The organism is Streptomyces sp. NPDC059785, from assembly GCF_042732375.1.
Lineage (GTDB): Bacteria > Actinomycetota > Actinomycetes > Streptomycetales > Streptomycetaceae > Streptomyces.
The window spans coordinates 161,584-188,499 of record NZ_JBHWHV010000013.1 but is presented as its reverse complement, the minus strand read 5'-3'; the positions used below and the strand labels follow the sequence as shown (position 1 = coordinate 188,499).

Genomic DNA, 26,916 nt, shown 5'->3' with positions numbered 1-26,916 from the left:
CCGGTGCGCGGGGGCTACTTGGCGAGCACCCCGCCGTCCACCGGGAAGTTGCCGCCGGTGACCCACGCCGACTCGTCCGAGGACATCCGCTTCAGGACCGCCCGCTTGGCCAAGGTGAACTCCTCGTCCGTCAGGACGCCCGCGCGGTGCAGTTCGCCCAGTTCGCGCAGGCGGCGGAGGAGGGCGTCGTGGCCGTCCTCGGGCACGTGCCCGCAGTCCTGTCCCGCGGCGGGCCGGTGCCGTACCGGCCCGCCGCGCGGGTCCGCCGCGTCCGCCGCCGGGTGCGGCAGCCGGGCCTGTACCGCCGCCGCGACCAGCGCCATCAGCGGATCGCGCTTGAACCCCCACAGCAGCACCGAGTTGGGGTCGTACTTCGGCGGCGCCTTGGTCTCCACGCCGTGCACGGAGAACCGCAGGTAGCCGTCCTCGAGCCCCGCCGAGGGGTGCCACTCCACGCCCGCGAGGGTGGTGAGGGCCAGCGTCCGGGTGCCCGCCGCGGCCTTCGCCTCCTCCGTCTTCCAGTTCCACTCCAGGCGTACGTACTCGCCGTCGAAGCTCGCCGTGCCGTCACCGGCGGAGACGGACAGCGGCACCGGCGGGCCCGGCAGCAGATACGCGTCGACGGGACCCGGCGGCACCTGGTCGAGCAGGAGCGCGTTGCGGACCTCGTCCACCAGGTACTCGGCGACGCCGTAGCGGTCGGACTCGACGGTGAGCTGGTACGGGTCGGCGGCGTCCGCGAGCTTCCCGCCGGTCGCCTGGAGCAGCGGGTCGGCCCCGTCGCGCAAGCGCAGCCTGAGCCGGCCCGACTTCCTGCCCTGCTCGAAGGAGACCCCCGCCAGCGCCTCCAGCGGGACGGTCAGCTCACCCAGCGTCCGGCGGAGCAGCCCGACGCCCTTGTCCCGCCCCGGAGTCAGCCGCAGCGCCTCACCCTCGAAGCTCCACGTACCGTCCCGTTGGATGATTTCCGCCATGGGACGGATTGTTCCACCGGCGGGACGGACGAGGGCGGCGCGGACCGGGCCCGCGCCGCCCGGCGGTGTCACCAGCTCGAAGGCAGGTACTTGTAGCAGTAGTTGTAGCCGCCGTAGTAGTCGTCCCCGTGTATCAGGAGGCTGCCGCCCGTGGCCTTGCCCACGATGCAGTCCTTGTCCAGGCCGTAGCGGGACTGGAACCAGCCCACCCAGCTACGGGTCTTCGGGCCCCAGACGCCGTCCTCCACCAGCGGACGGCTGTAGCCGTCGTACTGCCGCACGTCGTTGACGAGGTGCTGCACGCACCACACGCCGTGCGTGTTGTTGGCGTACCCGTTGCCGATGTACCCGGCGGACGGTGACGCCGCGGCCGGGGCGGCGCGGGCCGGGCGAATCCGACGAGGAGCTGACGTCGCCCGCTGACCAGGGGGGTATGCCGCGGAGCCGTACAACCGGTGCGGTAGTACGGCCGCGGCAGTGGGCTCCGGTCAGAGCCCGGCTATCGGGTTTTTCAGGGTGCCGACCAGTTGGAGGGCGCCCGAGGGGTCGGCGAGGTCGACCATCTGGCGGTTGTTGCGCAGCTGGAGGCGGTTGAGGGCGGACAGCGCGAACTCGGGGGCGAACATGTCGTACTGGCGGAACTTGTCGGCGAGTTCGGGCGCGGACTCCTGGTACTCGCGCACCGACTGCGCGACCGTCCGCCAGAAGTCCTCCTCCAGGACGCCCTCCTCGGCGAGGATCGCCGCGAGGAACCGGAAGAAGCAGTCGAAGACGTCCGTGAGGATGGAGAGCAGCTTCTTGTCCTCGGGCACCTCCACGCGGATGCGTTCGACCGCGGGCGGCAGCACCGCGTCCGGGTCCATGACCGCGATCTCCTCGGCGATGTCCTTGTAGAGCGCGCGCTGCACGGCGCCGTCCTTCAGGACCAGGATCACGTTCTCGCCGTGCGGCATGTACACCAGGTCGTAGGCGTAGAAGCTGTGCAGCAGGGGGGTGAAGTAGGCGCGCAGGTAGCGGCGCAGCCACTCCGTCGGAGCCAGCCCGGACCGCTCGATCAGCGCCGCCGCGAACGAGCCGCCCTCGTCGTCGACATGGAGCAGCGAGGCCATCGTGGCCAGTGACTCGCCGTCCTGGAGCGCGGGCACCGGGCTCTCCCGCCAGAGCGCGGCGAGCATCTTGCGGTACGGGGAGTAGCGGTCGGTGGCGGCCTCGTACTCCAGGTGGCGGTAGCCGACGGCGGCGCGCTCGCGGATGACGGACAGACCCGTGGCCTTCAGCACCGGGTCGTTGTCGATGAGCTGGGCGAGCCAGTCGTTGATCGCCGGGGTCGCCTCCATGTAGGCGGCGGACAGGCCGCGCATGAAGCCCATGTTGAGGACCGACAGTGCGGTCTTCACGTAGTGCTTTCCGGGCGCGCTGCGGTTGAAGAAGGTGCGGATCGACTGCTGGGCCAGGTACTCGTCGTCGCCCTCGCCGAGGCAGACCAGGTGCCGACGGGCCACCTCGGCGGCGAAGGTCACCGAGAGCTTGTTCCACCACTGCCAGGGGTGGACCGGGATGAAGAGGTAGTCCGCCGGGTCCAGCCCCTCGGCGGTCAGCGTCGCCCGGAAGCGGCCGACCGTCTCCTCGCCCAGCTCCGCGCGCAGGAACGACTCGTACTCGATGCCCGCGCCCGCGGTGAACGCGGCCCGCGAGCGGTGCGCGGCCAGCCACACGAGCCGGACCGGGCTCGCCGTCTCGGGCGCGTACGACAGGTAGTCGTGCACGCCGAAGCCGAGCCGCCCGTTGTTGGCGACGAAGCAGGGGTGGCCCTCGGTCATGCCGGTCTCGATGTCCTGGAACCCGGCGCGGGACAGCTCGGCGGCGGTCAGCCGCGGTTTGGTGAGCTTGAAGCAGGTGCCGGAAAGGGTGGAGGAGATCTCCTCCAGGTAGACCGGCAGGATCTTGTCGCTCAGGCCCAGCGTCTGCCGCAGCTCGATGAAGAAGTCCAGCGCGGCGAGCGGCAGTTCGGCGCCGTCGCGGTCGCGGACGATCGAGTCGGCGTCGACCTGCCAGTGGTCGAGCGCGCGGCGGCGGGCGGTGAAGCGGTAGCGGGTGCGGCCGTCGTCACTGGCGACGGCGTACCGGCCGGTGCCCTCCTCGTGCGGCGTCAGCAGCCGCTCGTGGGTGAACTCGGCGAGCGCCTTGCGGATGAGCAGCCGGTTGGCCCGCTCCCAGCGCTCGGGGGAGAGGTGGGCGACGGCGTCGGACAGGGTCATATCTTCACTCCTCGGACGGCCGCGAACACGGCTTCCTCGCGGGCCGCCGCGTACTGCTCCCGGGTGCAGAAGCTCAGCAGGGCCTTCTTCTCGGGCTTGTCGATCTCGCGCTCGGGCACGAAGCCGACGGCCGCGTTCAGGGCGTGCACCGCCGTGTTGCGCACGTCGGGCTCGACCACGACCCGCCGGACGGCCGGGTCGGCGAACAGCTCGTCCATCACGGCGGTGATCACCGCGCGGGTGAAGCCGTGCACCGGCTTGTCGGCGGGCGCGACCAGGAAGTGCATCCCGACGTCGCCGGGCTCCGGCTCGTACAGGCCGACCAGCTCGACGTGCGCGGGGTCGTAGCGCTCCATGAGGAACACCGGGCGGCCGTCGAGCAGGCCGAGGAACGCGTCGTGGTGCTCGGCGGCGGCGATCGCCATGTACTCCCGCTCCACGTCCTGGAGCCGGGCGTCCTGCATCATCCAGAACGCCGACTTGGGGTGGGTGACCCAGGTGTGCAGCAGCTCGGCGTCCTTCAGCGGGTCGAGCGGGCGGACGGTGAAGGCGCCGGTGTCCGTGGCGCCGGTGCGGCTCTTGCGGCTCATACGGTGAACTCCTGGAACGCGATGGTCTTCTCGACGGGGTAGTACTCGGTGCCGAGCAGCTCGCGGATGATGTAGGCGTTGCGGTAGGCGCCCATGCCCAGGTCGGGGCTGGTGATGCTGTGGGTGTGCACGCCGGCGTTCTGGAGGAAGACGCCGCGGCCGGTGACGTCGATCGCGTAGTTGCGCGCCACGTCGAAGTTGCCGTGCGAGTCGTAGCGCAGCCGGTCGCGGACCGGCTCCAGGAACTCCGGCTCGGCGTACTTGTAGCCGGTCGCGAGGATCAGGCCCTGCGAGGTCAGCTCGTAGTCCTTGCCTTGCTCCTCCTGGCGCAGACCGAGCCGGTAGGTGCCGTCCGCGTACGAGGCGGAGACGAGCGCGGAGTTGGTGAGCAGCCGGGTGGGGACCGGGCCGCCGACGTTCTTCTGGTAGAGCAGGTCGAAGATGTCGTTGATCAGCTCCCCGTCGATGCCCTTGAACAGGCCCTTCTGCTCCTGCTGGAGCCGGTAGCGGGTGTGCTCGGGCAGCGCGTGGAAGTAGTCGACGTACTCCGGGGAGGTCATCTCCAGCGTCAGCTTGGTGTATTCGAGGGGGAAGAAACGCGGTGAGCGCGTCACCCAGGTGAGCTGGTAGCCGTGGACGTCGATCTCGCCGAGCAGGTCGTAGTAGATCTCGGCGGCGGACTGGCCGCTGCCGACCAGCGTGATCGACTCCTTCCGCTGGAGCTCCCGCTTGTGGTGCAGATAGCGGGAGTTGTGGATGAAGTCGCCGCCGAGGCCCGCACAGGCGTCCGGGATGTGCGGCGGGGTACCGGTGCCGAGGACCAGGTGGCGGGCGCGGTACAGGTCGCCGCCCTCGGTGTGCACGGAGTACACCTCGGCCGCCTCGTCGTACGCCACCTCGGTCACGGTGGTGCCGAAGCGGACGCTGCTCAGTTTCGACGCGGCCCAGCGGCAGTAGTCGTCGTACTCGACGCGCAGCGGATAGAAGTTCTCCCGGATGTAGAACGAGTACAGCCGGCCCGACTCCTTCAGGTAGTTGAGGAAGGAGTACGGGGAGGTGGGGTCGGCGAGGGTGACCAGGTCCGACATGAACGGGGTCTGGAGGTGCGCGCCCTGAAGGAACATCCCGGAGTGCCACTCGAAGTCCGGCTTGGACTCCAGGAAGACGCCGTCCAGTTCGGTTATCGGCTCGGTGAGGCAGGCGAGGCCGAGATTGAAGGGGCCGAGCCCGATCCCCACGAAGTCGTGCACGCGGTCGGATTCAGGAAGCGCGGTCAAGGGACTCTCCCAGGTACTGCTCGGCGTGGCCGGCGATGAGACCGAGCACGGCGGAGATGTCGTCCGCCGTGGTCTCGGGGTTGAGCAGGGTGAACTTCAAGTACTGGCGGTCGCCGACCTTGGTGCCCGCGACCACGGCGTCACCGGAGGCGAACAGGGCCTTGCGCGCGTAGAGGTTGGCGCGGTCGATCTCGGAGGGGTCGGTGACGGCCACCGGGATGTAGCGGAAGACCAGGGTGGACAGCGAGGGCCGGACGACGACGTCGAAGCGCGGGTCGGCGGCGAGGAGTTCCCAGCCCGTCTCGGCCAGTTCGCAGACCTCGTCGAAGAGTGCGCCGATGCCGTCGGCGCCCATCACGCGCAGCGTCATCCACAGTTTGAGGGCGTCGAAGCGGCGGGTGGTCTGAAGGGACTTGTCGACCTGGTTGGGGATGCGCTCGGCCACCGTACGGCGCGGGTTGAGGTACTCCGCGTGGTAGGTGGCGTGCCGCAGCGTGGCGGAGTCCCCGACCAGGACGGCCGAAGAACTCACCGGCTGGAAGAAGGACTTGTGGTAGTCGACGGTGACGGAGTCGGCGTGCTCGATGCCCTCGATGCGGTCGCGGTGTTTCAGGGAGGCGAGCAGTCCGCAGCCGTAGGCGGCGTCGACGTGCATCCAGACGTCATAGTGATTGCACAGCTCGGCGATCTCCGGCAGCGGGTCGATGGAGCCGAAGTCGGTGGTGCCCGCGGTGGCGACGACGGCCATGGCCACCAGGCCCTCGTCGCGGCAGCGCTCCAGCTCGCGGGCGAGGGCGACCGTCTGCATGCGTTTGTCGTGGTCGACGGGTATGGAGACGACAGCGTCGGGCCCGAGGCCGAGGAGTTTCGCGGACTTCCTGACGCTGAAGTGGCTCACCTCGGAGGCGAAGACGCGCAGGTCGGCGGGGGAGTCGTACTTGGTCTCCTCGCGGGCGAGCAGCAGCGCCTGGAGGTTGGACTGGGTGCCGCCGCTGGTGAAGACGCCGTCGGCGGCCGGGCCGAGGCCGATGCGCCGCGCGGTCCAGTCGATGAGCTTGCGCTCGATCAGGGTGCCGCCGGCCGACTGGTCGAAGGTGTCCAGGGAGGAGTTCACGGCCGACAGGACCGCTTCGCCGACGACGGCGGGGATGACGACCGGGCAGTTGAGGTGGGCGAGGTAGCGGGGGTGGTGGAAGTAGACCGCGTCCTTGAGGTAGACCTCTTCGAGCTCGTCCAGGACCGCGGTGGTGTCGTGCAGCGGGCGGTCGAGGTCGATCCGCTCGAGGCGGGGGGCGAGGTCGTCCGCCGTGACGCCGGTGAACGGACGGTCGGTGGTGGCGAGTCTGGCCGCCACCCGCTCGATTCCTTCGGTCACGGACCGGCGGTACCGGTCCGCGGTCGTGTCATTGAGCAGGTGCGAGCGCATGTGGGGGTCCTCCGTGCGGGGAGAAAGTCCGAGCGGGACTGAAGCGGGCCGGGACAGGGGGAGAAGCGGGGCCCGACGTTCAACTTAGGCTAGCCTAACCTAACTGGACGTGGCGACCCCGCCTGACCTGCGTGTTCCGTGTCTTACCGACCGCTAGCAGCTCTCCCGCAGTTGCTCCTCGCTCAGACCGCGCCGCCAGTAACCGACGAACGTGACACGCCGTCGGTCGAGCTCCCGCTCCCGCACGAGATGCCGGCGCAACTCCTTGACGCATCCCGACTCGCCGGCGAGCCAGGCGTAGGGGGCCGCCGCGCCGGACAGGTCGGCGGCTCTGATCGCGTCGAGGCCCGAGGGGGCGCCGTCCGCGCGCACCAGCCAGGTGACCTCGGCGTCGGCCGCGGTCGGCAGCGGCTGGACGTCACCGGCGTGCCCGACCTCCAGCCAGACCCGGGCGCGGGTGCCGGCGGGCAGGGACTCCAGGATCGCGGCGGCGGCGGGCAGGGCCGTCTCGTCCGCCCACAGCAGGAGGGGACCGGCGTCGGCGGGCGGCCGGAAGCGGATCGCCGTGTTGTCCTCGACCGCGGGCCCGAGGACCAGGACGCGGTCACCGGCGGCGGCGCGGGCGGCCCAGCGCGAGGCGGGACCGGCGGGCACGGCGGTGTCCTCGGGCGCGGCGGCGTCCGCCTCGGCCGCCGTCACGCCGTGCAGTGCGAAGTCGATGTCGACCTCGGTGGTACGGCCCAGCGCGTCCCGGCGCAGCGACCGCAGCGTGTACGAGCGCATCACCGCGCGTACGTCGTCCGGGAGTTCCCGCCACCCCTGCCACCAGCCGTCGCCCAGCTCAAGAGGGACGACGGGCTCGGACTGGCCCGGCTGCGGCAGGAACAGCGACAGACTCTGGTCGCGGCCACCGGAGCGGAACGCGTGCAGCTCCGGGCCCGCGAAGGATATTCGGGTCAGAGACGGACCGAGCCGCCTCGTCCGTACGACCTGGAGGCTGAAGAAACGGAACGGGGCGGCTACGGCCGTCGTCATGAGTGCTCCTGAGTCATCGTCAGGGGGCAGGGCTTCCGGACAGGTGTCAGCTGACCTTCTTGGCCTTCTCGATGGCCGTGGCCAGGTCCTCGAGGATCGGGGCGCACTTGTCGTACGAGTAGATGGGCTCGGTGACGCGCGGGATGACCTGGCCCGCCTTGACGGCCGGGAGCTTCTTCCAGGTGCCCTCGGTGATGTCGTCCGGCTGGATGGCCGAGGTGCGGTTGTCCATCATGATGATGTCCGCGTCGTACTTGTCGACGTTCTCCCAGCTCAGGTTCTCGAACCAGCCGCCGCTGGCCTTGAGGGTCTTCGCCGGCGGCTCGACCAGGTTCACGCCGAGGGCCTTGAAGTACTCCAGGTCGGCGGAGAGGTTGGAGCCGGAGACGTAGAAGATGTCCTGGCTGGCGGAGCCGACGAGAACCTTGATGTCGGGGTTGGCCTTGGCGGCGGCGCGCAGCTTGGCCGCGGCGTCCTCGAAGCGCTTCTTCGCCTTGGTGACCTTGTCCGCCTTCACGTCCGCGCCGAGCGTCTCGGCGAGCGCGAGCAGGCGCTGAAGGGGCTCGGTCATCTGGCGGTCGTAGACGGAGATGCCGACGCTCGGGGCGAGCTTGAGGATCTTGTCCTTGGACTCCTCGGGCACGTACCAGAGGGTGCCCGCGTCGTCGAACATCGTGGAGATCAGCACGTCGGGCGCGAGGGCCGCGTACTTCTCGATGTTGAACTGGCCCCACTCGTTGCCGAGGATCGTGACCTTGCTGATGTCCATGTCGCCGGCCTGGACGTCGGCCTTGCCGTCCTTGGTCCTGGTCGGGCCGAAGACGCCCTTGACGCTCACGCCGTAGTCGTACAGCGCGGCGGCGACACCGGTGAAGGCGACGATGTTCGCCGGGGTCTTGTCGGCCTTCGCGGTCTCGCCGCGGTCGTCCTTGAAGGACCAGGGACCGGTCTTCGCCGCCGTGGAGGCGTCGTCCGAACCACCGCTTTTCGTGTCGTCGTCACCGCAGGCGGCGAGCGCGGCGCCCAGGCCGATGGCGCCGCCCGCGGCGAGCACGCCGCGGCGGGTGAGGTGGGTGGCACGGCCATTGCGCATGAGAGTGGCTGCTTTCGAACGGGGCGAAGCGCCCGCCGGACAATTCGTGGGTAGGTTAGCCTAACCTCAACGCTTGTCCAGAGGGTGGTCCGGCCTGCGCGAAAGCGCGCACGGGCGCCCGCCGCGCCCGCGCGCGGACACGCTGATCGGCGTACGCGCGCCGGTACGCCGGTCGGCCCGCGCGCTGAAGCGGCGGTCGGCCCGTACGTGCCGGAGTGCCGGTCGGCCCGCGTGCCGATGTGCCGGACGGCCCGTACGTGCCGATGTGCTGGTCGGCCCGCGCGCTGAAGCGGCGATCGGCCTGCGCGTGCCGATGCGCCGGTCGGCCCGTACGCGCCGGTGCGCCGGTCGTCCCGCGCGCCGGAGTGCCGGTCGGCCCGTAGGCGCCGATGCCCGCTACGTGCCGATGTGCTGGTCGGCCCGCGCGCTGAAGCGGCGATCGGCCCGCGCGTGCCGGAGTGCCGGTCGGCCCGCGTGCCGGAGTGCCGGTCGGCCCGCGTGCCGGAGTGCCGGTCGGCCCGTAGGCGCCGATGCCCGCTACGTGCCGATGTGCCGGTCGGCCCGCGCGCTGAAGCGGCGATCGGCCCGCGCGTGCCGGAATGCCGGTCGGCCGGCGTGCCGAAGTGCCGGTGGGCCCGTACGCGCCGAAGCCCGCTACGTGCCGAAGCGCCGGACGGCCCGTACGTGCCGGTGCGCTGGTCGGCCCGCGCGTCGAAGCCTCTGCGCGCCGATGCGCCGGACGGCCCGCGCGTCGAAACGCCGGACGGCCCGCGCGCCGATGCGCCGGACGCCCGCGCGCCGATGCGCCGGACGCCCGCGCGCCCAAGCGTCGTCAGCCCGCCAGCCCCAGTTCCCGGGCGATCAGCATGCGCTGTACCTCGCTCGTGCCCTCGCCGATCTCCAGGATCTTGGAGTCGCGCCACATCCGGGCCACCGGGTACTCGTTCATGAAGCCGTAGCCGCCGTGGATCTGGGTGGCCTCGCGGGCGTTGTCCACCGCGACCGTGGACGAGTAGAGCTTGGCGAGCGCGGCCTCCTTCTTGAAGGAGTCGCCGCTGACCAGCCGGGACGCCGCGTCGCGCCAGGCGAGCCGGGCCGTGTGCGCCTTCATCTCCATGTCCGCGATCTTGAACTGGACCGCCTGGTACGCCCCGATGTTCCGGCCGAACGCCCGCCGTTCCTTGGCGTACTTCACCGACTCGTCCACACAGCCCTGGGCCAGCCCGGTGGCCAGCGCCGAGATGGCGATCCGGCCCTCGTCCAGGATCCGCAGGAACTGCGCGTAGCCGCGGCCCTCCGTGCCCAGCAGGTTCGCCGCCGGGACCCGGACGTCGGCGAACGACAGCTCCCGGGTGTCCGAGGCGTTCCAGCCGACCTTCGAGTACGGCGCCGCGACCGTGAAGCCCGGGGTGCCCGACGGCACGATGATCGACGAGATCAGCGGGCGCCCGTCCTCCTTGCGTCCGGTGACCGCGGTGACCGTCACCAGGCCCGTGATGTCCGTGCCCGAGTTGGTGATGAAGCACTTCGTGCCGTTGATCACCCACTCACCGGTCGTCTCGTCCAGGCGGGCCGTCGTCCGGGTCGCGCCCGCGTCGGAGCCGCCGTCGGGCTCCGTCAGGCCGAACGCGCCGAGGATCTCCCCGGAACACAGCCGCGGCAGCCACTCGGCCTTCTGCTCGTCCGTCCCGAACAGATGCAGCGGCATCGCGCCCAGCGAGACGCCCGCCTCCAGCGTGATGGCCACCGACGAGTCGACCCGGGCCAGCTCCTCCAGGGCGACACCGAGCGCGAGGTAGTCGCCGCCCATACCGCCGTACTCCTCGGGGAAGGGCAGCCCGAACAGGCCCATGCGGCCCATCTCCCGCACGATCTCGTACGGGAACTCGTGCCGTTCGTAGAAGTCGCCGATCTTGGGGGCGACGACGTCGTGCGCGAACTCCTCGACCGTGCGCCGGAGTTCTTCCAGCTCGGGGGAGAGGTTGTGATCCATCGTTCACTGCTCCTGGTGGGAGAGGGCTTTGACGGTGCGGGAGGGGCTGGGCCGCCCCAGTTGCCCGGCCATCCACACGCTGGTGGCGGTGAGCCGGGCCAGGTCGACACCGGTGTCGATGCCGAGGCCCTGGAGCATCCACACGAGGTCTTCGGTGGCGAGGTTCCCGGTGGCGGACCTGGCGTACGGGCAGCCGCCGAGGCCGCCCGCCGAGGCGTCGACGGTGCTCACGCCGTGCTGGAGCGCCGCGAGCGTGTTGGCGAGCGCCTGGCCGTAGGTGTCGTGGAAGTGCACACCGAGCACGTCCGTCGGGACGCCCGCCTCGTTCAGCGCGGACAGCAGCGCCTGTACGTGCCCCGGGGTGGCCACACCGATGGTGTCGCCGAGGCTCAGCTCGTCGCACCCCATGTCGCGCAGCGCCGTGCAGACGCGCACGACCTGGTGGACGGGGACCGCGCCCTCCCAGGGGTCGCCGAAGCACATCGAGAGATAGCCGCGCACGTGCACGCCCTCCGCGCGGGCGCGGGCGACCACCGGCTCGAACACGGCCAGCGCCTCGTCGAGCGTCCGGTTCAGATTGGCCTTCGCGAAGGACTCCGTCGCGCTGGCGAAGACGGCCACCCGGGTCGCGCCGAGGTCCAGGGCACGGTCGAGGCCGCGCTGGTTCGGGACGAGCACCGGCAGCCGTACGCCCGGCAGATCGCGCACCAGCGGGAACAGCCGCTCGGCGTCGGCGAGTTGGGGCACCCACTTGGGGTGCACGAAACTCGTCGCCTCCACGGTGGTCAGACCGGCGTCGGCGAGCCGCTCGATGAACTCGGCCTTGACCTCGGTCGGTACCGCCGTCTTCTCGTTCTGCAGGCCGTCGCGCGGCCCGACCTCGTGGATCCGCACCCGCGCGGGCAGCCCCGGCGCCGGTACGGCCATGGGGAGCGCCGTCATGCCTCCTCCTCCGCGGTCGGGGCTTCCGGGGCGCCGGCCGGGGTGACCACCGCCAGGACCTGGTCCATGGCGACCGTCGTGCCCGCGGTGACGTCCAGTTCGCTGACCGTCCCCGCGTGCGGCGCGGAGATCACGTGCTCCATCTTCATCGCCTCCACGACCAGCAGGCTCTGTCCGGCGCTCACCTCGTCGCCCACCGCGACCTTCACCACGGTCACCGTGCCGGGCATCGGCGCGGTCAGGGAGTCGGCGCCCGCGTGCGCGCCCTGGGTGAGGGAGGCGGCGACCGGGTCGTGGTCGCGCACGTGCCAGGCGTCGCCGTCGCGGCCCAGCCAGTCCCCGGCCCGGTGGAAGGTGTGCCGGACGCCGTCGAGGACGACGGACACCTCGTCGCCGGTGACCGTGTGGGTGCCGCGCGGGACATGCTCCACGGGCTCGGTCACCCGCAGCGGGAAGGAGAGCGGCTTGGGGGTGCCGCCGAGCCGCCAGCCGCTGGGCACGGAGAAGGGGTCGACCCAGCCGGAGCCGGAGTCAGAACCTGAAGCGACACCAGTACCAGTACCGGTACTGGTGCCGGCCCCCGCCGGGCGCAGCGCCTCCACCCGCACGGCCGCCGCCGCCTCGTACACCTCCTCCGGGACCTCCGCCGGGATCAGGCCGTCCGCCTCCCGCTCCACCAGGCCCGTGTCCAGCTCGCCCGCGACGACCGCCGGGTGGGCGAGGAGCCGCCGCAGGAACCCGGCGTTGGTCTGCACGCCCAGCGTGACCGTCCGCGCGAGGGCGGCCCGGAGTTTACGGAGCGCGGTGGGACGGTCGGGGCCGTACGCGATCACCTTGGCGAGCATCGGGTCGTACAGGCTGCCGACCTCCGTGCCCTCGGTGAGGCCCGAGTCGGTGCGGACGCCGTCGCCCGCCGGCTCGCGCAGCAGGGTCACCGTCCCGCCGGAGGGCAGGAACCCGCGCGCGGGGTCCTCGGCGCACAGCCGCGCCTCCACCGCGTGGCCGGTCAGCACGATGTCCTTCTGCTCGTACGGCAGCCGCTCGCCCGCCGCGACCCGGAGCTGCCACTCGACCAGGTCGAGTCCGGTGATCAGCTCGGTGACCGGGTGCTCCACCTGGAGGCGGGTGTTCATCTCCATGAAGTAGTACGCCGAGGGGTCGCCGCCGGGGACGATGAACTCGACCGTGCCCGCGCCCCGGTAGTGGCAGGAGCGGGCCGCCTGGACGGCCGCCTCGCCCATCGCGGCGCGGGTCGCCTCGTCGAGCAGGACGCTCGGCGCCTCCTCGACGATCTTCTGGTGGCGGCGCTGGAGGGAGCACTCGCGCTCGCCCAGGTGGATCACGTGTCCGTGACCGTCCGCGAGGACCTGGATCTCGATGTGCCGGGGCCGGTCGATCCACCGCTCCACGAGGAGGGTGTCGTCGCCGAAGGAGGCGCGGGCCTCACGCCGGGCGGCGGCGATCTCCTCGGGCAGCGCGGCCTCCTCCCGCACCAGGCGCATGCCCTTGCCGCCGCCGCCCGCCGACGGCTTCAGCAGCACCGGCATGCCGATCTCCCGTGCCGCGTCGGCCAGTTCGGCGTCGGTCAGGCCGCTGCCCGAGGAGCCCGGCACCACCGGCACGCCCGCCGCCCGCACCGTCTCCTTGGCGCGGATCTTGTCGCCCATCAGGTCGATCGCGGAGGCGGGCGGCCCGACGAAGACCAGGCCCGCGTCCTCGCAGGCCGCCGCGAAGGCCGCGTTCTCGGCGAGGAAGCCGTAGCCGGGGTGGACGGCCTGCGCGCCCGCGCGGGCCGCCGCGGCGATCAGCCGCTGTGCGGACAGATAGCTCTCGGCGGCCGGCGCCGGGCCGATCCGCACCGCCGTGTCCGCCTCGCGCACGTGCCGGGCCCCGGCGTCCGCGTCGGAGAAGACGGCCACCGAGCGCACGCCGAGGGACCGCAGCGTACGGATCACCCGGACGGCGATCTCGCCGCGGTTGGCCACAAGCACCGTGTCGAACATCGTCGGGAGTCCCCTCACATCCTGTCCCCTCACGTCCAGATCCCTCACGTCCGGCCCCCTCACATCCGGAAGACGCCGAAGCCGGGGTCACCCAGCGGGGCGTTCGCACAGGCCGTCAGCGCCAGACCCAGCACCTGGCGGGTCTCCAGCGGGTCGATCACACCGTCGTCCCAGAGGCGGGCCGTCGCGTAGTAGGCGTTGCCCTGGCGCTCGTACTGCGCGCGGATCGGGTCCTTGAACGCCTCTTCCGCATCGGCGGGCCAGTCCTCGCCGCGTGCCTCCGACTGGTCGCGCTTGACGGTCGCGAGGACGGACGCCGCCTGCTCGCCGCCCATGACCGAGATCTTGGCGTTGGGCCACATCCACAGGAAGCGGGGCGAATACGCCCGGCCGCACATCGAGTAGTTCCCCGCGCCGTACGAACCGCCGATCACCACGGTCAGCTTCGGCACGCGCGTGCAGGCGACGGCCGTGACCATCTTGGCGCCGTGCTTGGCGATGCCCCCCGCCTCGTACTGGCGGCCCACCATGAAGCCCGAGATGTTCTGGAGGAAGACCAGCGGGATGCCGCGCTGGTCGCACAGTTCGATGAAGTGGGCGCCCTTCTGGGCGGACTCGGAGAACAGGATGCCGTTGTTGGCGACGATCCCGAGCGGGTGCCCCTGGATCCGCGCGAAGCCGGTGACCAGCGTCTGCCCGAACTCCGCCTTGAACTCGGCGAAGCGGGAACCGTCCACCACGCGCGCGATGACCTCGCGTACGTCGTACGGGGTGCGCGAGTCGACCGGCACCGCGCCGTACAGCCCGGACGGGTCCACCTTCGGTTCGGCGGACGGCTCGACGGACCAGGGCAGCTTCCCGCGCGCGGGGAGCGTCGAGGCGATGGTGCGCACGATCCTGAGCGCGTGCGCGTCGTCCTCCGCGAGGTGGTCGGTGACGCCCGACACGCGCGCGTGGACCTCGCCGCCGCCCAGCTCCTCGGCCGTTACCACCTCGCCGGTGGCGGCCTTCACCAGCGGCGGCCCGCCCAGGAAGATCGTGCCCTGGCCGCGCACGATGACCGCCTCGTCGCTCATCGCGGGCACATACGCCCCGCCCGCCGTGCAGGAGCCGAGGACGGCCGCGATCTGGGGGATGCCCGCCCCCGACATCCGCGCCTGGTTGTAGAAGATCCGCCCGAAGTGCTCCCGGTCGGGGAAGACCTCGTCCTGCATCGGCAAGAAGGCGCCCCCGGAGTCCACGAGGTACACGCACGGCAGCCGGTTCTCCAGCGCGACCTCCTGGGCGCGCAGGTGCTTCTTCACCGTCATCGGGTAGTACGTGCCGCCCTTGACGGTGGCGTCGTTCGCCACGATCACGCACTCGCGTCCGCTCACCCGCCCGATCCCGGCGATCACCCCGGCGGCCGGCGCCTGCCCCTCGTACATCCCGTCGGCGGCCAGCGGGGCCAGCTCCAGGAAGGGCGAGCCCGCGTCGAGCAGCGCGTCCACGCGGTCCCGGGGGAGCAGCTTCCCGCGCGCGGTGTGCCGCGCCCGGGCCCGCTCGCCGCCGCCGAGCCGCGCGGCGGCCAGCTTGCCGCGCAGCTCCTCGACGAGTGCGAGGTGGGCCTTCTCATTGGCCTGCCAGGCGTCCGACGCGGGGTCCTCCGCGCTCGTCAGCTCCGGTGCCTCCTGCATCCTGCGGTCCCCTCACCCAGCGATCGTCTGTTAATGAGCGTTAACCATCCCCTTCAGGTTAACGACCGCTAACCTTGATGTCTAGAATTGTTTTCATGGCCACCAGAACCGACGCCCCCACCCGTCGCGAGCAGATCCTCAGAGAGGCCGCCCGGCTCTTCGCCGAGCGCGGCTTCCACGGCGTCGGAGTCGACGAGATAGGAGCGGCCGTCGGGATCAGCGGCCCCGGTCTCTACCGGCACTTCGCGGGCAAGGACGCGATGCTCGCCGAGCTGCTCGTGGGCATCAGCGGCCAGCTCCTGACGGGCGGCAAGCGCCGGGTGGCCGAGGCGGACGGGGACGCGGGGGCGGTCCTCGACTCGCTCATCGAGGGGCACATCGACTTCGCGCTCGACGACCGTCCCCTGATCACCCTGCACGACCGTGAGCTGGACCGCCTCCGGGACAGCGACCGCAAGCTGGTGCGCCAGCTCCAGCGGCAGTACGTCGAGCTGTGGGTGGAGGTGGTCCGCGAGGTCTACCCGGACCTCGCCGAACCCGCCGCCCGCTCGGCCGTGCACTCCGTCTTCGGGCTGCTCAACTCCACCCCGCACCTCGGCCGCCCGGGTGCCCTGCCGGGCCGCGCGGGCACGGCGGGGCTGCTGCACCGGATGGCTCGCGGGGCCTTCCGGGCGGCGGCCGGGGCGCCGGACGTGCCCGCCTGAACCACGGGGACTGCCCTCGCGTCCCTTCCCCGAACGGCGTCCGTGCCCCTAGCAAGGACAGGACGAAGGTGTCCTGCCGACGACGGGGCGTCGCATTCGAGGGAACGGAGCTGGAAAGCGTGCGTGAACAGCGACAGTCGGACCCGGAGCGTTCCCCCGGACCCGTCCGGCGGCCGGCCGCCGCGCGCCCGCGTGTGCCGGCCCCCGGCGAGCGGATGACCCCCGGCCAGGTGCTGGGTCTCCAGGGGCTCGCGGGCAACGCCGCCGTGGTGCAGCGACTGGCGGCGGACGGCGGACAGGACCGTCATCAGCACGACGCCTCCTGCGGTCACGGGACCCCGGTGCAGCGCTCGGCGCGCGACGGCGAGCAGGACCGTCATCAGCACGACGCCTCCTGCGGTCACGGGACCCCGGTGCAGCGCTCGGCGGTCACGGAGGTGCTGAGCACCCCGGGGCAGCCCTTCGCCGGTCCGCTGCGCACCGAGATGGAGGCCCGCTTCGGTGCCGGCCTGTCCCATCTGCGCGTGCACACCGACACGGTGGCCCAGCGTTCGGCGGCGGAGATCGGGGCCGAGGCGTACACCTCGGGGGCCCACATGGTCTTCACCCCCTCGGCGCTCGCGAAGAAGAACGTCGTCGCCCACGAGATCGCGCACACCTTCGACCAGGCACGGGGCCCCGTGCCGGGCACGGACCGGGGCGACGGGCTGCGGATCTCCGACCCGGGCGACGCGGGCGAGCGGGCCGCCGAGGCGACCGCCCGCGAGGTGATGAGCGGTCCGGTGCCGTCCGCTGCGACGCCGGTCCAGACCTCCCGTACGGACCCGGCGGGCGCCGCCGCGCCGGGGGCGGCCGTCCAGCGGATGTACAGCGGTTACGGCGGCTACGGCAGTGGTTACGGGGGCGGCGGCGAGCGGCGGTCCGGCCGGTCGGCGACCGCGCAGGACTCCGAGCGGAGGCGGCGGGCCGAGGCCCCGCAGGTCGACAGCCGGCGGCGCACCCGCGCCGGCGCGGCGAGCCGCGACGACGAGGCCGATCCGATGACGATCGCCCGGTCCGCCGCCCCGCCCCGGCGCGGCCCGGACGGCGAGGCGCTGTGGGACGGCACGCGCAGGCAGCTCACCTGGACCGCGGGCACCGAGGCGCTCGTGCTCGGCAGGACGCCCCACGAGACCAGCTCGCGGAGCGGCAGGACGCGCTACGAGTGTGAGCACTGCCAGCGGATGGTGCTCAGCCGGGGCGAGGCCGACGACGCCCGGGAGAACAACTGGTACGAGATCGACCACATCGAGGGCATCCTCGCCTACGTCCACCGCAGCGTCGATCCGATCCAGTGGGACGTCGAGGTCGTTCCCAACATCTACCGCCGGGCCGAGGCGATCCTGCTGGAGGACGCCAGGGAAGCGGCGAGCGACCCGGACAACCTGCGTCTGCTGTGCCGCAGGTGCAACGGCGGCCAGCGGGCGGCCAACAGCGAGAGCCGCCACATGGACCGCATGGGGCCCACCTGGGTCGGCCAGCCGCGGGAGGTGACGCGGCGGTCGGCGTCCCCGAGGGACGAGCCGAGGCCCAGCCGGCGTGACCGCGACTACGACGACTACGACGACTACGACGACGGCGGCGGCTACGGATCCACCAGCCGGTCCGGCGGTTACGGCGGTTACGGCGGCTCCGGCGGTTACGGGGGCGCCACGACCGTCGTCTACACCTACTGACGGGCCGCGAAAGGGCTCATGAACCGGCGGGCGTGACGAGCGTTACGGGTTGGTTGCTCTGGACGACCGTTGATACTCGCCGGTACGGTGATGTTTCTGAGCAAGCGCTTAGGCATTGACCCATGAGCCAGGTGGAGGTGGCGGCGGTGCGCCGTACGGTGTTCAACGAGGATCACGAGGCGTTCCGGGAGACCCTGCGGGCCTTCATCGAGGCCGAGGTCGTCCCGGTCTACGACGAGTGGTTCGCGGCGGGCCAGGCGCCCCGCGACTTCTACTACAAGCTCGCCGAGCTGGGCGTCTTCGGCATCCGCGTCCCCGAGGAGTTCGGCGGCGCGGGCATCGACTCGTACAAGTTCGAGGCGATCATGTACGAGGAGACGGCCCGCGCGGGTGTCTCCTTCGGCGGCTCCGGCGTGCACGTGCTGCTCGGCCTGCCCTACGTGAAGATGCTCGCCACCGACGAGCAGAAGAAGCGCTGGCTGCCCAAGTTCGTCTCCGGCGAGGAGATGTGGGCGCTCGCCATGACGGAGCCCGGCACCGGCTCCGACCTCGCGGGCATGAAGACCACCGCGAAGCTCTCCGAGGACGGCACGCACTACGTCCTCAATGGCGCCAAGACCTTCATCACCGGCGGTGTGCACGCCGACCGCGTGATCGTCTGCGCCCGCACCTCCGCCCCGCGCGAGGACGACCGCCGCTTCGGCATCTCGCTGTTCGCCGTCGACACCAGGTCCGAGGGCTACTCGATCGGCCGCAAGCTCGACAAGCTCGGCCTGAAGGTCTCCGACACCGCCGAGCTGGCCTTCGTCGACGTCAAGGTCCCGGTCGAGGACCTGCTCGGCGAGGAGAACAAGGGCTTTTCCTACCTCGGCCACAACCTCGCCTCCGAGCGCTGGGGCATCGCCTTCGGCGCCTACGCGCAGGCCAAGGCCGCCGTCCGGTTCGCCAAGGAGTACGTGCGGGAGCGCACCGTCTTCGGCAAGCCCGTCGCCTCCTTCCAGAACACCAAGTTCGAGCTGGCCGCCTGCCAGGCCGAGGTGGACGCCGCCGAGGCGGTCGCCGACCGCGCCCTGGAGGCCCTGGACGCCGACGAGCTGACCCCGGCCGAGGCCGCCAGCGCCAAGCTGTTCTGCACCGAGGTCGCCCACCGCGTCATCGACCGCTGCCTCCAGCTGCACGGCGGCTACGGCTTCATGAACGAGTACCCGATCGCCCGTCTGTACGCGGACAACCGCGTCAACCGCATCTACGGCGGCACCAGCGAGATCATGAAGACGATCATCGCCAAGAACATGGGCCTCTGACAGCCGGGAAAAGATCCGACGGTACAACTGACCCCATGAGTCAGGCACTTCAGTCCCTGCTCGATCTGCTCGACCTGGAGCGGATCGAGCAGGACATCTTCCGCGGCCAGTCCCGGTCCGCCGTCGTCCCGCGCGTCTTCGGCGGGCAGGTCGCGGCCCAGGCGCTGGTCGCCGCCGGGCGCACGGTCCCCGCCGACCGGCACGCCCACTCCCTGCACGCGTACTTCCTGCGCCCCGGGGACCCCGGCGCCCCGATCGTCTACACCGTCGACCGGATCCGCGACGGGCGCTCCTTCACCACGCGCCGGGTCGTCGCCGTCCAGCACGGCCAGCCGATCTTCCACCTCTCCGCGTCCTTCCAGACGTACGAGGAGGGCCTCGAGCACCAGGCGCCGATGCCGCTCGCGCCCGACCCGGAGACGCTGCCCACCGCCGCCGAGATGATCCCGCGCTACGCCGGCGTCTTCACCGAGCCGGGCGTGGCCGAGCGGATCCTCGAAGCGCGCGAGGCCGTCGACCTGCGCTACGTCGACGCCCCGCCCTTCGGCAGCGTGGGCGAGCCGCGCGAACCCCGCTCCCAGGTCTGGTTCCGCACCAACGGCAAGCTCGACGGCGAGATCGACGAACCGCTGCTGCACGTCTGCCTCGCCACCTACGTCTCCGACATGACCCTGCTCGACTCGGTGCTGCTCGCGCACGGCCGGGGCGGCTGGGCCATCGGGGACGTGGTCGGCGCCTCGCTCGACCACGCGATGTGGTTCCACCGGCCCTTCCGCGCCGACGAGTGGCTGCTCTACGACCAGGAGTCGCCGTCCGCGTCCGGCGGCCGGGGCCTGGGCCAGGCCCGCATCCACACCCGGGACGGGCGGCTCGCCATCACGGTGATCCAGGAAGGCGTGGTCCGCGTTCCTCGGTGAGACTGGGCCCATGGCCGCAGCGGAGTATGAGGATCATGACAAGACAGGCGGCGAGAGCACGGTCACCGTGCTCGTCGCCGCCTTCGCCAATCTCGGCATCGCGGTCGCCAAGGCCGTCGCGGGCGTCGTCAGCGGCTCCAGCGCGATGCTCTCCGAGGCCGCGCACTCGGTCGCCGACACCGTCACCGAACTGCTGCTGCTCACCGCCCTGAAACGGAGCGACCGGCCCGCCGACGAGGACCACCCGCTCGGCTACGGCCCCGAGCGGTACATCTGGGCGATGCTCGCCGCCGTCGCCACCTTCGTCGGCGGCGCCGTCTTCTCCCTCTACGACGGCATCCACACCCTCGTCACCGGCGAGGACCTGGGCGACCCGCTGGCCGCGTACATCGTGCTGGCGGTCGCCTTCGTCCTGGAGGGCTACTCGCTGCGCACCGGCGTCCGCCAGACCCGGGCCGAGGCCGCCCGCCTGGGCGCGCCGTTCCGGCTGTACTTCCGCAACACCCCCGACACCGCCGTGAAGGCCGTCGTCATGGAGGACTCCGCCGCGCTGGCCGGCCTGGTGCTCGCCGCGGGCGGGCTGCTCGGCGGACAGCTCACCGGTTCGGGCGTCTGGGACGGCGCCGCATCCCTCTGCATCGGCGTCCTCCTGCTGTACGTGGCCTGGGTGCTCGGCCGGTCCAACGCGGAGCTGCTGATCGGACGCCCGCTGCCGAAGCCGGTGCGGCAGCGCATCCGGGCCGAACTGCTCGCCGTGGAGCACATCGAGGCGGTGCTCGAACTGACCACGCTGGTGCAGGGGCCCCGGGAGGCGCTGATCGCGGCCAAGGTCGACTTCCGTGACGTGTCGACGGCCGCCCAGATCGAGTGGGCCTGCGAGCAGGCGGAGCGGCGGCTACGGGAGACGTTCCCCGGTATCGGCCGCGTGTACCTGGACCCGACGCCGGGGTACGCCCAGCGCCGGGCGGAGGGACTCAGTCCCTGGCCGTGATCCGTCTCAGCCGCTGTGCTCCAGGCCGGCCGCGCTGAGCAGGTACGCCGTCATCGGGTCGTAGTGCCGGGGGCTGGTGACGTGGTCGTCCAGCGGGACGGTCACCTGGACGGTGCCCTCGGCCTCGGCGAGGAAGAGCGCCGGGTCGTTGCAGTCGGCGTACCCCATCGAGTCGACGCCGAGCTGTCCCGCGCAGCCCGCCCAGCCGTGGTCGGCGACCACCAGGTCCGGCAGCGGGCGGCCCTCGCGCTGCAACCCGGTGAGGATCGCGCGCATCGGCTCGCCCGAGTGGGTGTGCCACAGCGACGCGCCGTGCTCCAGGACCGCCACGTCCGCGAACTGGAAGACGTACCCCTCGTCCGTCTGGAGGCGCTCGGGGATGACGACGATCTCGCAGCCCGCGCGGCGCAGCGCCTCGGCCGTGGCCCGGTGCACGTCCAGCAGACCGCCCGGGTGACCGGTCGCGAACAGCACGCGCTGCTCGCCGTCCGCCGCCTTGCGCAGCCGGGCCGCCATCCGCTCCAGCGCGTCGACGGTCAGCTCGGGGTCGATGGTGTCCTGCCCGTAGCGGTACTCGGGGTCGTCGTTCACCCCGCAGCGCTCCGCCATCACGGCGAGCACGTCCTGCTCGTCGTTCCAGCGGTCGCCGAGCTCCAGGCCCAGCCAGAAGTTGCGGTCGCCGTTCGCGAGCTTGCGGTAGTGGGAGAGATTGTTCTCGCGGGGCGTGGCGACGTCGCCCGCGATACGGGTTCTGACGAGGTGGTCGACGAGCTCTGCGCGGCTGGGAGTCCCGGATATCGGCATGGTCCCCATTGTGCCGGGGCGTCCTGTGCGGGGCGCCGGTGTCCCGCGCCCTGGGACGCGCGTCACTCGCGGTGAGGGGCCTGATCAGGGGTGGCCGGGACCGCACCAGCACCCGCGGCCCCGGCCGCCGCGTCCGGCACGGTGGACATATGCGTCACTCCCGTCGGCGGCGGTGGACGGAACGTACAGTTCGCGGCCGTTTCCCTCCCGCCTAGGGTGGCCTCCATGAGCAGCAACGAGACGCCCCGCAGCACCGCCGAGACGCCCCGCGGTCCCGTCGACTCCTCCCGGGTGCCCCGGTACGCGGGGCCCGCGACCTTCGCCCGGCTGCCGCGCCTGGACGAGGTCGGCCGGGCCGACGTCGCCGTGGTCGGCGTGCCCTTCGACTCGGGCGTCTCCTACCGGCCCGGCGCCCGCTTCGGCGGCAACGCGATCCGCGAGGCGTCCCGGCTGCTGCGCCCGTACAACCCGGCGCAGGACGCCTCCCCGTTCGCCCTCGCGCAGGTCGCGGACGCCGGTGACATCGCCGCGAACCCCTTCCACATCGACGAGGCCGTGGAGACGATCGAGGCCGCCGCCGACGGCCTGCTCGCCAGCGGCGCCCGGCTGATGACCCTCGGCGGCGACCACACCGTCGCGCTGCCCCTGCTGCGCTCGGTGGCCAAGAAGCACGGCCCGGTCGCGCTGCTCCACTTCGACGCACACCTGGACACCTGGGACACCTACTTCGGCGCCGCCTACACGCACGGCACCCCGTTCCGCCGCGCGGTGGAGGAGGGCATCCTCGACACCGAGGCGCTCTCGCACGTGGGCACCCGCGGCCCGCTCTACGGCAAGCAGGATCTGACCGACGACGAGAAGATGGGCTTCGGGATCGTCACCTCCGCGGACGTCTACCGCCGCGGCGCCGACGAGATCGCCGACCAGCTCCGGCAGCGCATCGGCGACCGCCCGCTGTACATCTCGATCGACATCGACTGCCTCGACCCGGCGCACGCCCCCGGCACCGGCACGCCGGAGGCGGGCGGCATGACCTCCCGCGAACTCCTGGAGATCCTGCGCGGCCTCGCCTCCTGCGACCTGGTCTCCGCGGATGTCGTCGAGGTGGCCCCCGCGTACGATCACGCGGAGATCACCGCGGTCGCCGCGTCGCACACCGCGTACGAACTGACCACGATCATGACCCGCCGGATCGCCGAGGAGAAGGCGGGCGCCGAGGAGAAGGCCCCGAAGTGACCCACGACCACGACCTGGAACTGCGTCCGACCGCCGCCCAGACCGAGGCGGCGCTCAACCCGCCGCCCGGGCGCACCGGCGGCGACCTGGTCGTGGAGACCCTCGCCGGGCTCGGCGCGACGACCGTCTTCGGGCTGCCGGGACAGCACGCGCTCGGCATGTTCGACGCGCTGCGCCGCTCCTCACTCCAGTACGTCGGGCTGCGGATCGAGAACAACGCCGGGTTCGCGGCGGACGCGTACGGCCGGATCACCGGGGAGGCGGCGCCGCTGCTGCTGTCCACCGGGCCCGGCGCGCTGACCTCGCTCGCCGCGCTCCAGGAGGCCGCCGCGGCCAGCGCCCCGGTGCTCGCGATCGGCAGCCAGGTCCCGGCCGCCGGGCTCGGCGGCGGACGCCACGGCTATCTGCACGAACTCCCCGACCAGCAGGCGTCGTTCCGCGGCGTGGTGAAGTCCGTCCACCCCGTCCGTACGCAGTCGCAGATCCCGTCCGCGATCGCGGCGGCCTGGCAGTCGGCGCTCACCGCCCCGCACGGCCCGGTCTGGGTGGAGATCCCCGAGGACGTGCTCCGCGCGGAGACCGTCCTGCCGGTGGTGACAGCGCCCGACGCGAACCCCGAGGACCTGATCCCGCGCCCCGAACTCACCGCCCTCGCCGCCCATCTGCTGACCACCGCCGAGCGCCCCGCGATCATCGCGGGCGGCGGAGTCGTACGCGCCGACGCGGCCGGAAAGCTGAAGGCGCTGGCCGAACGGCTCGACGCGCCCGTGGTCACCACCTACGGCGGCAAGGGCGCCTTCCCCTGGACGCACCCGCTGTCCCTCCAGTCCTGGCTGGAGGACCGGCACACCACCGACTTCCTGGAGGACGCCGACGTCCTGCTCGTCGTCGGCTCCGGACTCGGTGAACTCTCCTCGAACTACCACACGTTCACGCCGCGCGGCCGGGTCGTCCAGATCGAGGCCGACCTCGGCAAACTGGAGTCCAACCACCCGGCCCTCGGCATCCACGCCGACGCCAGGCTCGCGCTCTCCGCGCTCCTGGAGACGGCCGGGGAGCGCACCGACCCGACGGCCGCCGGCCGCGTGCGCGCCCTCCTGGAGAAGGTCGGCGAGCGCATCGCCGCCCAGGACCTCACCCTCGAGCAGGACGTGCTGGCCGCCGTCCGCCGCGCCCTCCCGGACGGCGCCCCGTCCTTCTGGGACATGACGATCCTGGCGTACTGGGCGTGGGCCGCCTTCGACGCCCGGGGCACCAACGCCATGCACTCGGCGCAGGGCGCGGGCGGCCTCGGCTACGCCTTCCCGGCGGCGCTCGGCGCGGCGGCCGCCGACCCGACCCGCCCCGTCCTCGCGGTCTCGGGCGACGGCGGCGCGCTGTACTCCACCGCCGAACTGGCCACCGCCCGGCAGTACGGCCTCGACGTCACCTGGCTGATCGTCGACGACGGCGGCTACGGCATCCTGCGCGAGTACATGACGGACGCCTACGGCGAGACCACGGGGACCGAGCTGGCCCGCCCCGACTTCGTCGCGCTCGCCGAGTCCTTCGGCGTGCCGGGCGTGCGGACCAGCCCCGAGAACCTGGAGACGGACCTGCGCAAGGAGCTGGACCGGCCGGGCCCTTCGGTGGTCGTGCTGCCCGCCCTGCTGCGCATGTTCGCGCCGACGCACCTGGACCGGCCGGCGGACTGAAGACGCGGGAGGACCGGAGCGGCCGGCGGACTGAAGACGCGGGAGGACCGGAGCGGCCGGCGGACTGAAGACGCCGGAGGGCCGGAGCGGCCGTCAGCCGGGCGTCGGCACCACCGGGATCGCGTCGCCGCGGTCGCGGCCGGTGTCCGGCAGGCCGGGGCAGGAGTCGCTGGACCGGCCGGCCAGCCGCCCGCCCGACTGCCGCACCGTCACCTGCACCTGCACCTGCACCGGTCCGAGGTCCGGGTCCTGCCGCAGCCGCGCGGCGGCGGCCGTGCAGGCGAGCTGGTCGATGCCGGTCTCGCTCAGCTCCCCGACAGCCTCCGGCAGCCGGACCGTGACCGTCGCGCCGTCGGTCAGCAGGGTCGGCGCCGCGTCGGCCCCCGGCAGATCGGTGGTCAGCCCGTCCGCCCGCTCCCTGGCGCTCGGACCGTAGAACAGAAGCTGTACGGCGCGTGCGGGATCGGCCGGGCCCGGCACCACGTGCGTGACCGGGACCAGGGAACCGTCCCGGACGAAATACAGCACGATCTTGACGGCGGCGTCGGCCGGGGCCTCGGTCGCCGGCGTGGCGGCGGTGATCGCCGGCACGACCCCGGTCCCGGGTTCGCCCGCCTCCACCACACCGGTCTCGGGGATGCCGCAGGCGGTGAGGGCGAGCAGACCGGCCCCCGCGAGCGCCACCGCCAGGCCCTTGGACGAGGTCTTCACCGGCTTTCCTCCTTCGCCCGTCCGGCCGCGTCACGCTCGTGACCGTGCTGGTCGTCGTGATCGTGCTCGTGACCGCGCCGGTGATCGTGCTCGTGATCCGTGTCGTCGCGCCGCAGCGGCAGCACGACCGTGAAGACGGCACCGCCGCCCGGCCGGTTCGCCGCCCGTACGGTGCCGCCGTGCAGCCGTACGTTCTCGGTGGCGATGGCGAGGCCGAGTCCGCTGCCCTCGCTGCGGGTCCGCGCGCTGTCCGACTTGTAGAAGCGGTCGAAGACATGGGGCAGCACGCTGTCGGGGATGCCGCCCCCGCTGTCGCTCACCTCGATGACCGCCCGCCCGCCGGTGTCCGGGGTCCGCTCCTCGCTCAGCCGCAGGCTCACGGGCGGGCGGCCGTGCCGCAAGGCATTCGCGACGAGATTGGCGACGACGACGTCCAGGCGGCGCGGGTCGACCCGGCCGCGCAGCGCGCCCGGCTCCGGCAGTTCCGTCTCCACCGTGCCGGTCCAGCCGCGCGACGCCAGGGTGCGCCGCAGCGACTCGGCGAGGTCGATGTGGTCCATGTGCAGGGCGGCGGCGCCCGCGTCGAACCGGGAGATCTCCATCAGGTCGTTCACCAGCGCGGCCAGCTTCGTGGTCTCCTCGCTGATCAGCCGTACGGCCGTGGCGGTGTCCTCGTCGAGGCCCGCCGCGTCCTCGTCCAGCACGTCGGTGACCGCCGACATCGCGGCCAGCGGGGTGCGCAGCTCGTGCGAGACGTCCGCGGCGAAGCGGCGCGCGCCCGCCTCCATGCGGCGCAGCTCCGCCACCGACCCCTCCAGGGCGGCGGCCGTCTCGTTGAAGGTGCGGGACAGATCGGCGAGCTCGTCGGAGCCGCGCACGCTGAGCCGGGTGTCGAGGCGGCCCTCGGCGATGGAACGGGTCGCCCGGCGCAGCGCCCTGACCGGCCGCAGCACCCCGCGCGCGGCCAGCAGGGCGAGCAGCACGGCCAGGCCCAGGGCCGGCACGGTGGCCCGTTCGACGGCGCTGACCAGGGCGTCGATGTAGCCCTGCTCCCGCTGCTGCGGCACGGTGAGGTAGACCTCGAGACCGGACGCGCCGTTGGTCGTGGCGGTCCCGCCCGCGAAGGTGACGGGCATGCCGACCACGAGCCAGGAGCGCCCGCTCCTCGACACCCGCTGGAAGACCGTGGCGCGCCGGTTCGCCACGGACGCGCGCATCGCCGGGGACAGCTCCGCGAACGCGTCGGCGGGCCCGGAGGTCGCGCTCAGGTCCCGGTAGACGGCCAGCACCCGCCAGTCGTCGTTCCGCGCGCCGCGCGCCACGTCCGCCGCGAACGAGGCCAGGCCGGAGCGGTCGGGCGGGAACCGGTAGTTGGGCACCAGGGTGTCGACCCGGTCGCGGAAGTCCTCGATCACCGTGTCCTGGCTCTGCTGGAGAATCCCGGTACGGGCCTCGCGGAAGGCCAGCGCGCCCGTGGTCACGGCGGCCACGGCGGCGACGAGGGCGAAGGCGACGACGAGCCGGACGCGCAGCCCGTACAGCCCGCGCAGCACGCGCCGCGGTGCCACAGCCT

At 72.3% G+C, this 26,916-nt stretch carries 22 protein-coding genes; 7 read left to right on the top strand and 15 right to left on the bottom strand.

Annotated features, from left to right (window positions below):
- Nucleotides 1-14: 14 nt before the first annotated feature.
- The 12 genes from ACFV6E_RS13290 to ACFV6E_RS13235 all read right to left on the bottom strand — a co-directional run bounded on the left by ACFV6E_RS13290 (nt 15) and on the right by ACFV6E_RS13235 (nt 15,267).
- The gene (locus ACFV6E_RS13290) at nt 15-974 is read right to left on the bottom strand and encodes a DUF4429 domain-containing protein (RefSeq protein ID WP_385461292.1); all 960 of its coding nucleotides are present in this window, start codon (nt 972-974) and stop codon (nt 15-17) included.
- 68 nt (nt 975-1,042) lie between these two features.
- Nucleotides 1,043-1,276 (bottom strand): peptidoglycan-binding domain-containing protein, encoded by a 234-nt coding sequence (locus ACFV6E_RS13285; RefSeq protein ID WP_385461289.1) that lies wholly within the window; start codon nt 1,274-1,276, stop codon nt 1,043-1,045.
- A gap of 186 nt (nt 1,277-1,462) precedes the next feature.
- Nucleotides 1,463-3,232: an IucA/IucC family protein gene (locus ACFV6E_RS13280; RefSeq protein ID WP_385461286.1), complete on the bottom strand. Its 1,770-nt coding sequence runs from the start codon at nt 3,230-3,232 to the stop codon at nt 1,463-1,465.
- A complete protein-coding gene (locus ACFV6E_RS13275) occupies nt 3,229-3,822 on the bottom strand; it encodes a GNAT family N-acetyltransferase (protein ID WP_385177129.1) in 594 nt (197 codons plus the stop codon). The genes ACFV6E_RS13280 and ACFV6E_RS13275 overlap by 4 nt, the downstream gene beginning before the upstream one ends.
- Nucleotides 3,819-5,099, bottom strand: a complete 1,281-nt coding sequence (locus ACFV6E_RS13270; RefSeq protein ID WP_385461284.1) for a lysine N(6)-hydroxylase/L-ornithine N(5)-oxygenase family protein — start codon at nt 5,097-5,099, stop codon at nt 3,819-3,821. The genes ACFV6E_RS13275 and ACFV6E_RS13270 overlap by 4 nt, the downstream gene beginning before the upstream one ends.
- Complete coding sequence (gene desA, locus ACFV6E_RS13265) at nt 5,083-6,525, bottom strand: lysine decarboxylase DesA (RefSeq protein ID WP_385461281.1); 1,443 nt, start codon at nt 6,523-6,525, stop codon at nt 5,083-5,085. Before desA ends, ACFV6E_RS13270 begins: the two co-directional genes overlap by 17 nt.
- 153 nt (nt 6,526-6,678) lie before the next feature.
- Nucleotides 6,679-7,560 carry a siderophore-interacting protein gene (locus ACFV6E_RS13260; RefSeq protein ID WP_385461278.1) on the bottom strand — a complete coding sequence of 294 codons (882 nt, stop codon included), beginning with the start codon at nt 7,558-7,560 and terminating at the stop codon, nt 6,679-6,681.
- 46 nt (nt 7,561-7,606) lie between these two features.
- On the bottom strand, nt 7,607-8,653 hold the full coding sequence (locus ACFV6E_RS13255; protein ID WP_385461275.1) for an ABC transporter substrate-binding protein: 1,047 nt from the start codon (nt 8,651-8,653) through the stop codon (nt 7,607-7,609).
- Between the two features lie 832 nt (nt 8,654-9,485).
- Nucleotides 9,486-10,646 (bottom strand): acyl-CoA dehydrogenase family protein, encoded by a 1,161-nt coding sequence (locus ACFV6E_RS13250; RefSeq protein ID WP_385172625.1) that lies wholly within the window; start codon nt 10,644-10,646, stop codon nt 9,486-9,488.
- Nucleotides 10,647-10,649: 3 nt separating this feature from the next.
- Nucleotides 10,650-11,588 (bottom strand): hydroxymethylglutaryl-CoA lyase, encoded by a 939-nt coding sequence (locus ACFV6E_RS13245; RefSeq protein WP_385461272.1) that lies wholly within the window; start codon nt 11,586-11,588, stop codon nt 10,650-10,652.
- Nucleotides 11,585-13,591: a biotin carboxylase N-terminal domain-containing protein gene (locus ACFV6E_RS13240; protein ID WP_385461269.1), complete on the bottom strand. Its 2,007-nt coding sequence runs from the start codon at nt 13,589-13,591 to the stop codon at nt 11,585-11,587. Before ACFV6E_RS13240 ends, ACFV6E_RS13245 begins: the two co-directional genes overlap by 4 nt.
- Nucleotides 13,592-13,650: 59 nt before the next feature.
- Complete coding sequence (locus ACFV6E_RS13235) at nt 13,651-15,267, bottom strand: carboxyl transferase domain-containing protein (RefSeq protein ID WP_385461266.1); 1,617 nt, start codon at nt 15,265-15,267, stop codon at nt 13,651-13,653.
- Nucleotides 15,268-15,362: 95 nt separating this feature from the next.
- Between ACFV6E_RS13235 and ACFV6E_RS13230 the strand changes: the two genes are divergently transcribed.
- The 5 genes from ACFV6E_RS13230 (at nt 15,363) to ACFV6E_RS13210 (ending at nt 20,898) form a co-directional block, all read left to right on the top strand.
- Nucleotides 15,363-15,971 carry a TetR/AcrR family transcriptional regulator gene (locus ACFV6E_RS13230; protein WP_385461263.1) on the top strand — a complete coding sequence of 203 codons (609 nt, stop codon included), beginning with the start codon at nt 15,363-15,365 and terminating at the stop codon, nt 15,969-15,971.
- Between the two features lie 119 nt (nt 15,972-16,090).
- On the top strand, nt 16,091-17,686 hold the full coding sequence (locus ACFV6E_RS13225) for a DUF4157 domain-containing protein (protein WP_385461260.1): 1,596 nt from the start codon (nt 16,091-16,093) through the stop codon (nt 17,684-17,686).
- A gap of 146 nt (nt 17,687-17,832) precedes the next feature.
- Nucleotides 17,833-18,990 (top strand): acyl-CoA dehydrogenase family protein, encoded by a 1,158-nt coding sequence (locus ACFV6E_RS13220; protein WP_385461309.1) that lies wholly within the window; start codon nt 17,833-17,835, stop codon nt 18,988-18,990.
- A 35-nt stretch (nt 18,991-19,025) separates the two neighbouring features.
- A complete protein-coding gene (locus ACFV6E_RS13215; RefSeq protein ID WP_385461257.1) occupies nt 19,026-19,907 on the top strand; it encodes an acyl-CoA thioesterase in 882 nt (293 codons plus the stop codon).
- Between the two features lie 10 nt (nt 19,908-19,917).
- The gene (locus ACFV6E_RS13210; RefSeq protein ID WP_385172607.1) at nt 19,918-20,898 is read left to right on the top strand and encodes a cation diffusion facilitator family transporter; all 981 of its coding nucleotides are present in this window, start codon (nt 19,918-19,920) and stop codon (nt 20,896-20,898) included.
- A 6-nt stretch (nt 20,899-20,904) separates the two neighbouring features.
- Here the strand turns inward: ACFV6E_RS13210 and ACFV6E_RS13205 are convergent, their stop codons facing one another.
- Nucleotides 20,905-21,702 (bottom strand): phosphatase, encoded by a 798-nt coding sequence (locus ACFV6E_RS13205; protein WP_385172604.1) that lies wholly within the window; start codon nt 21,700-21,702, stop codon nt 20,905-20,907.
- Nucleotides 21,703-21,927: 225 nt separating this feature from the next.
- Here ACFV6E_RS13205 and speB point away from each other — a divergent pair, with 225 nt between their 5' ends.
- On the top strand, nt 21,928-22,938 hold the full coding sequence (speB, locus tag ACFV6E_RS13200) for an agmatinase (protein WP_385461254.1): 1,011 nt from the start codon (nt 21,928-21,930) through the stop codon (nt 22,936-22,938).
- Complete coding sequence (locus ACFV6E_RS13195) at nt 22,935-24,632, top strand: thiamine pyrophosphate-binding protein (protein WP_385461251.1); 1,698 nt, start codon at nt 22,935-22,937, stop codon at nt 24,630-24,632. Before speB ends, ACFV6E_RS13195 begins: the two co-directional genes overlap by 4 nt.
- A gap of 93 nt (nt 24,633-24,725) precedes the next feature.
- Here the strand turns inward: ACFV6E_RS13195 and ACFV6E_RS13190 are convergent, their stop codons facing one another.
- Nucleotides 24,726-25,343 (bottom strand): hypothetical protein, encoded by a 618-nt coding sequence (locus ACFV6E_RS13190; RefSeq protein WP_385461248.1) that lies wholly within the window; start codon nt 25,341-25,343, stop codon nt 24,726-24,728.
- A complete protein-coding gene (locus ACFV6E_RS13185) occupies nt 25,340-26,911 on the bottom strand; it encodes an ATP-binding protein (protein ID WP_385461245.1) in 1,572 nt (523 codons plus the stop codon). Before ACFV6E_RS13185 ends, ACFV6E_RS13190 begins: the two co-directional genes overlap by 4 nt.
- Nucleotides 26,912-26,916 lie beyond the last annotated feature (5 nt).

Bases quoted from the DNA above. Each gene is read 5' to 3' on its own strand.
- ACFV6E_RS13205 (WP_385172604.1), bottom strand. From the start codon at position 21,702: ATGCCGATATCCGGGACTCCCAGCCGCGCAGAGCTCGTCGACCACCTC.
- desA (WP_385461281.1), bottom strand. From the start codon at position 6,525: ATGCGCTCGCACCTGCTCAATGACACGACCGCGGACCGGTACCGCCGG.
- ACFV6E_RS13280 (WP_385461286.1), bottom strand. From the start codon at position 3,232: ATGACCCTGTCCGACGCCGTCGCCCACCTCTCCCCCGAGCGCTGGGAG.
- ACFV6E_RS13290 (WP_385461292.1), bottom strand. From the start codon at position 974: ATGGCGGAAATCATCCAACGGGACGGTACGTGGAGCTTCGAGGGTGAG.
- ACFV6E_RS13255 (WP_385461275.1), bottom strand. From the start codon at position 8,653: ATGCGCAATGGCCGTGCCACCCACCTCACCCGCCGCGGCGTGCTCGCC.
- ACFV6E_RS13260 (WP_385461278.1), bottom strand. From the start codon at position 7,560: ATGACGACGGCCGTAGCCGCCCCGTTCCGTTTCTTCAGCCTCCAGGTC.
- ACFV6E_RS13275 (WP_385177129.1), bottom strand. From the start codon at position 3,822: ATGAGCCGCAAGAGCCGCACCGGCGCCACGGACACCGGCGCCTTCACC.
- ACFV6E_RS13215 (WP_385461257.1), top strand. From the start codon at position 19,026: ATGAGTCAGGCACTTCAGTCCCTGCTCGATCTGCTCGACCTGGAGCGG.
- speB (WP_385461254.1), top strand. From the start codon at position 21,928: ATGAGCAGCAACGAGACGCCCCGCAGCACCGCCGAGACGCCCCGCGGT.
- ACFV6E_RS13235 (WP_385461266.1), bottom strand. From the start codon at position 15,267: ATGCAGGAGGCACCGGAGCTGACGAGCGCGGAGGACCCCGCGTCGGAC.
- ACFV6E_RS13245 (WP_385461272.1), bottom strand. From the start codon at position 11,588: ATGACGGCGCTCCCCATGGCCGTACCGGCGCCGGGGCTGCCCGCGCGG.
- ACFV6E_RS13250 (WP_385172625.1), bottom strand. From the start codon at position 10,646: ATGGATCACAACCTCTCCCCCGAGCTGGAAGAACTCCGGCGCACGGTC.
- ACFV6E_RS13240 (WP_385461269.1), bottom strand. From the start codon at position 13,591: ATGTTCGACACGGTGCTTGTGGCCAACCGCGGCGAGATCGCCGTCCGG.
- ACFV6E_RS13210 (WP_385172607.1), top strand. From the start codon at position 19,918: ATGGCCGCAGCGGAGTATGAGGATCATGACAAGACAGGCGGCGAGAGC.
- ACFV6E_RS13230 (WP_385461263.1), top strand. From the start codon at position 15,363: ATGGCCACCAGAACCGACGCCCCCACCCGTCGCGAGCAGATCCTCAGA.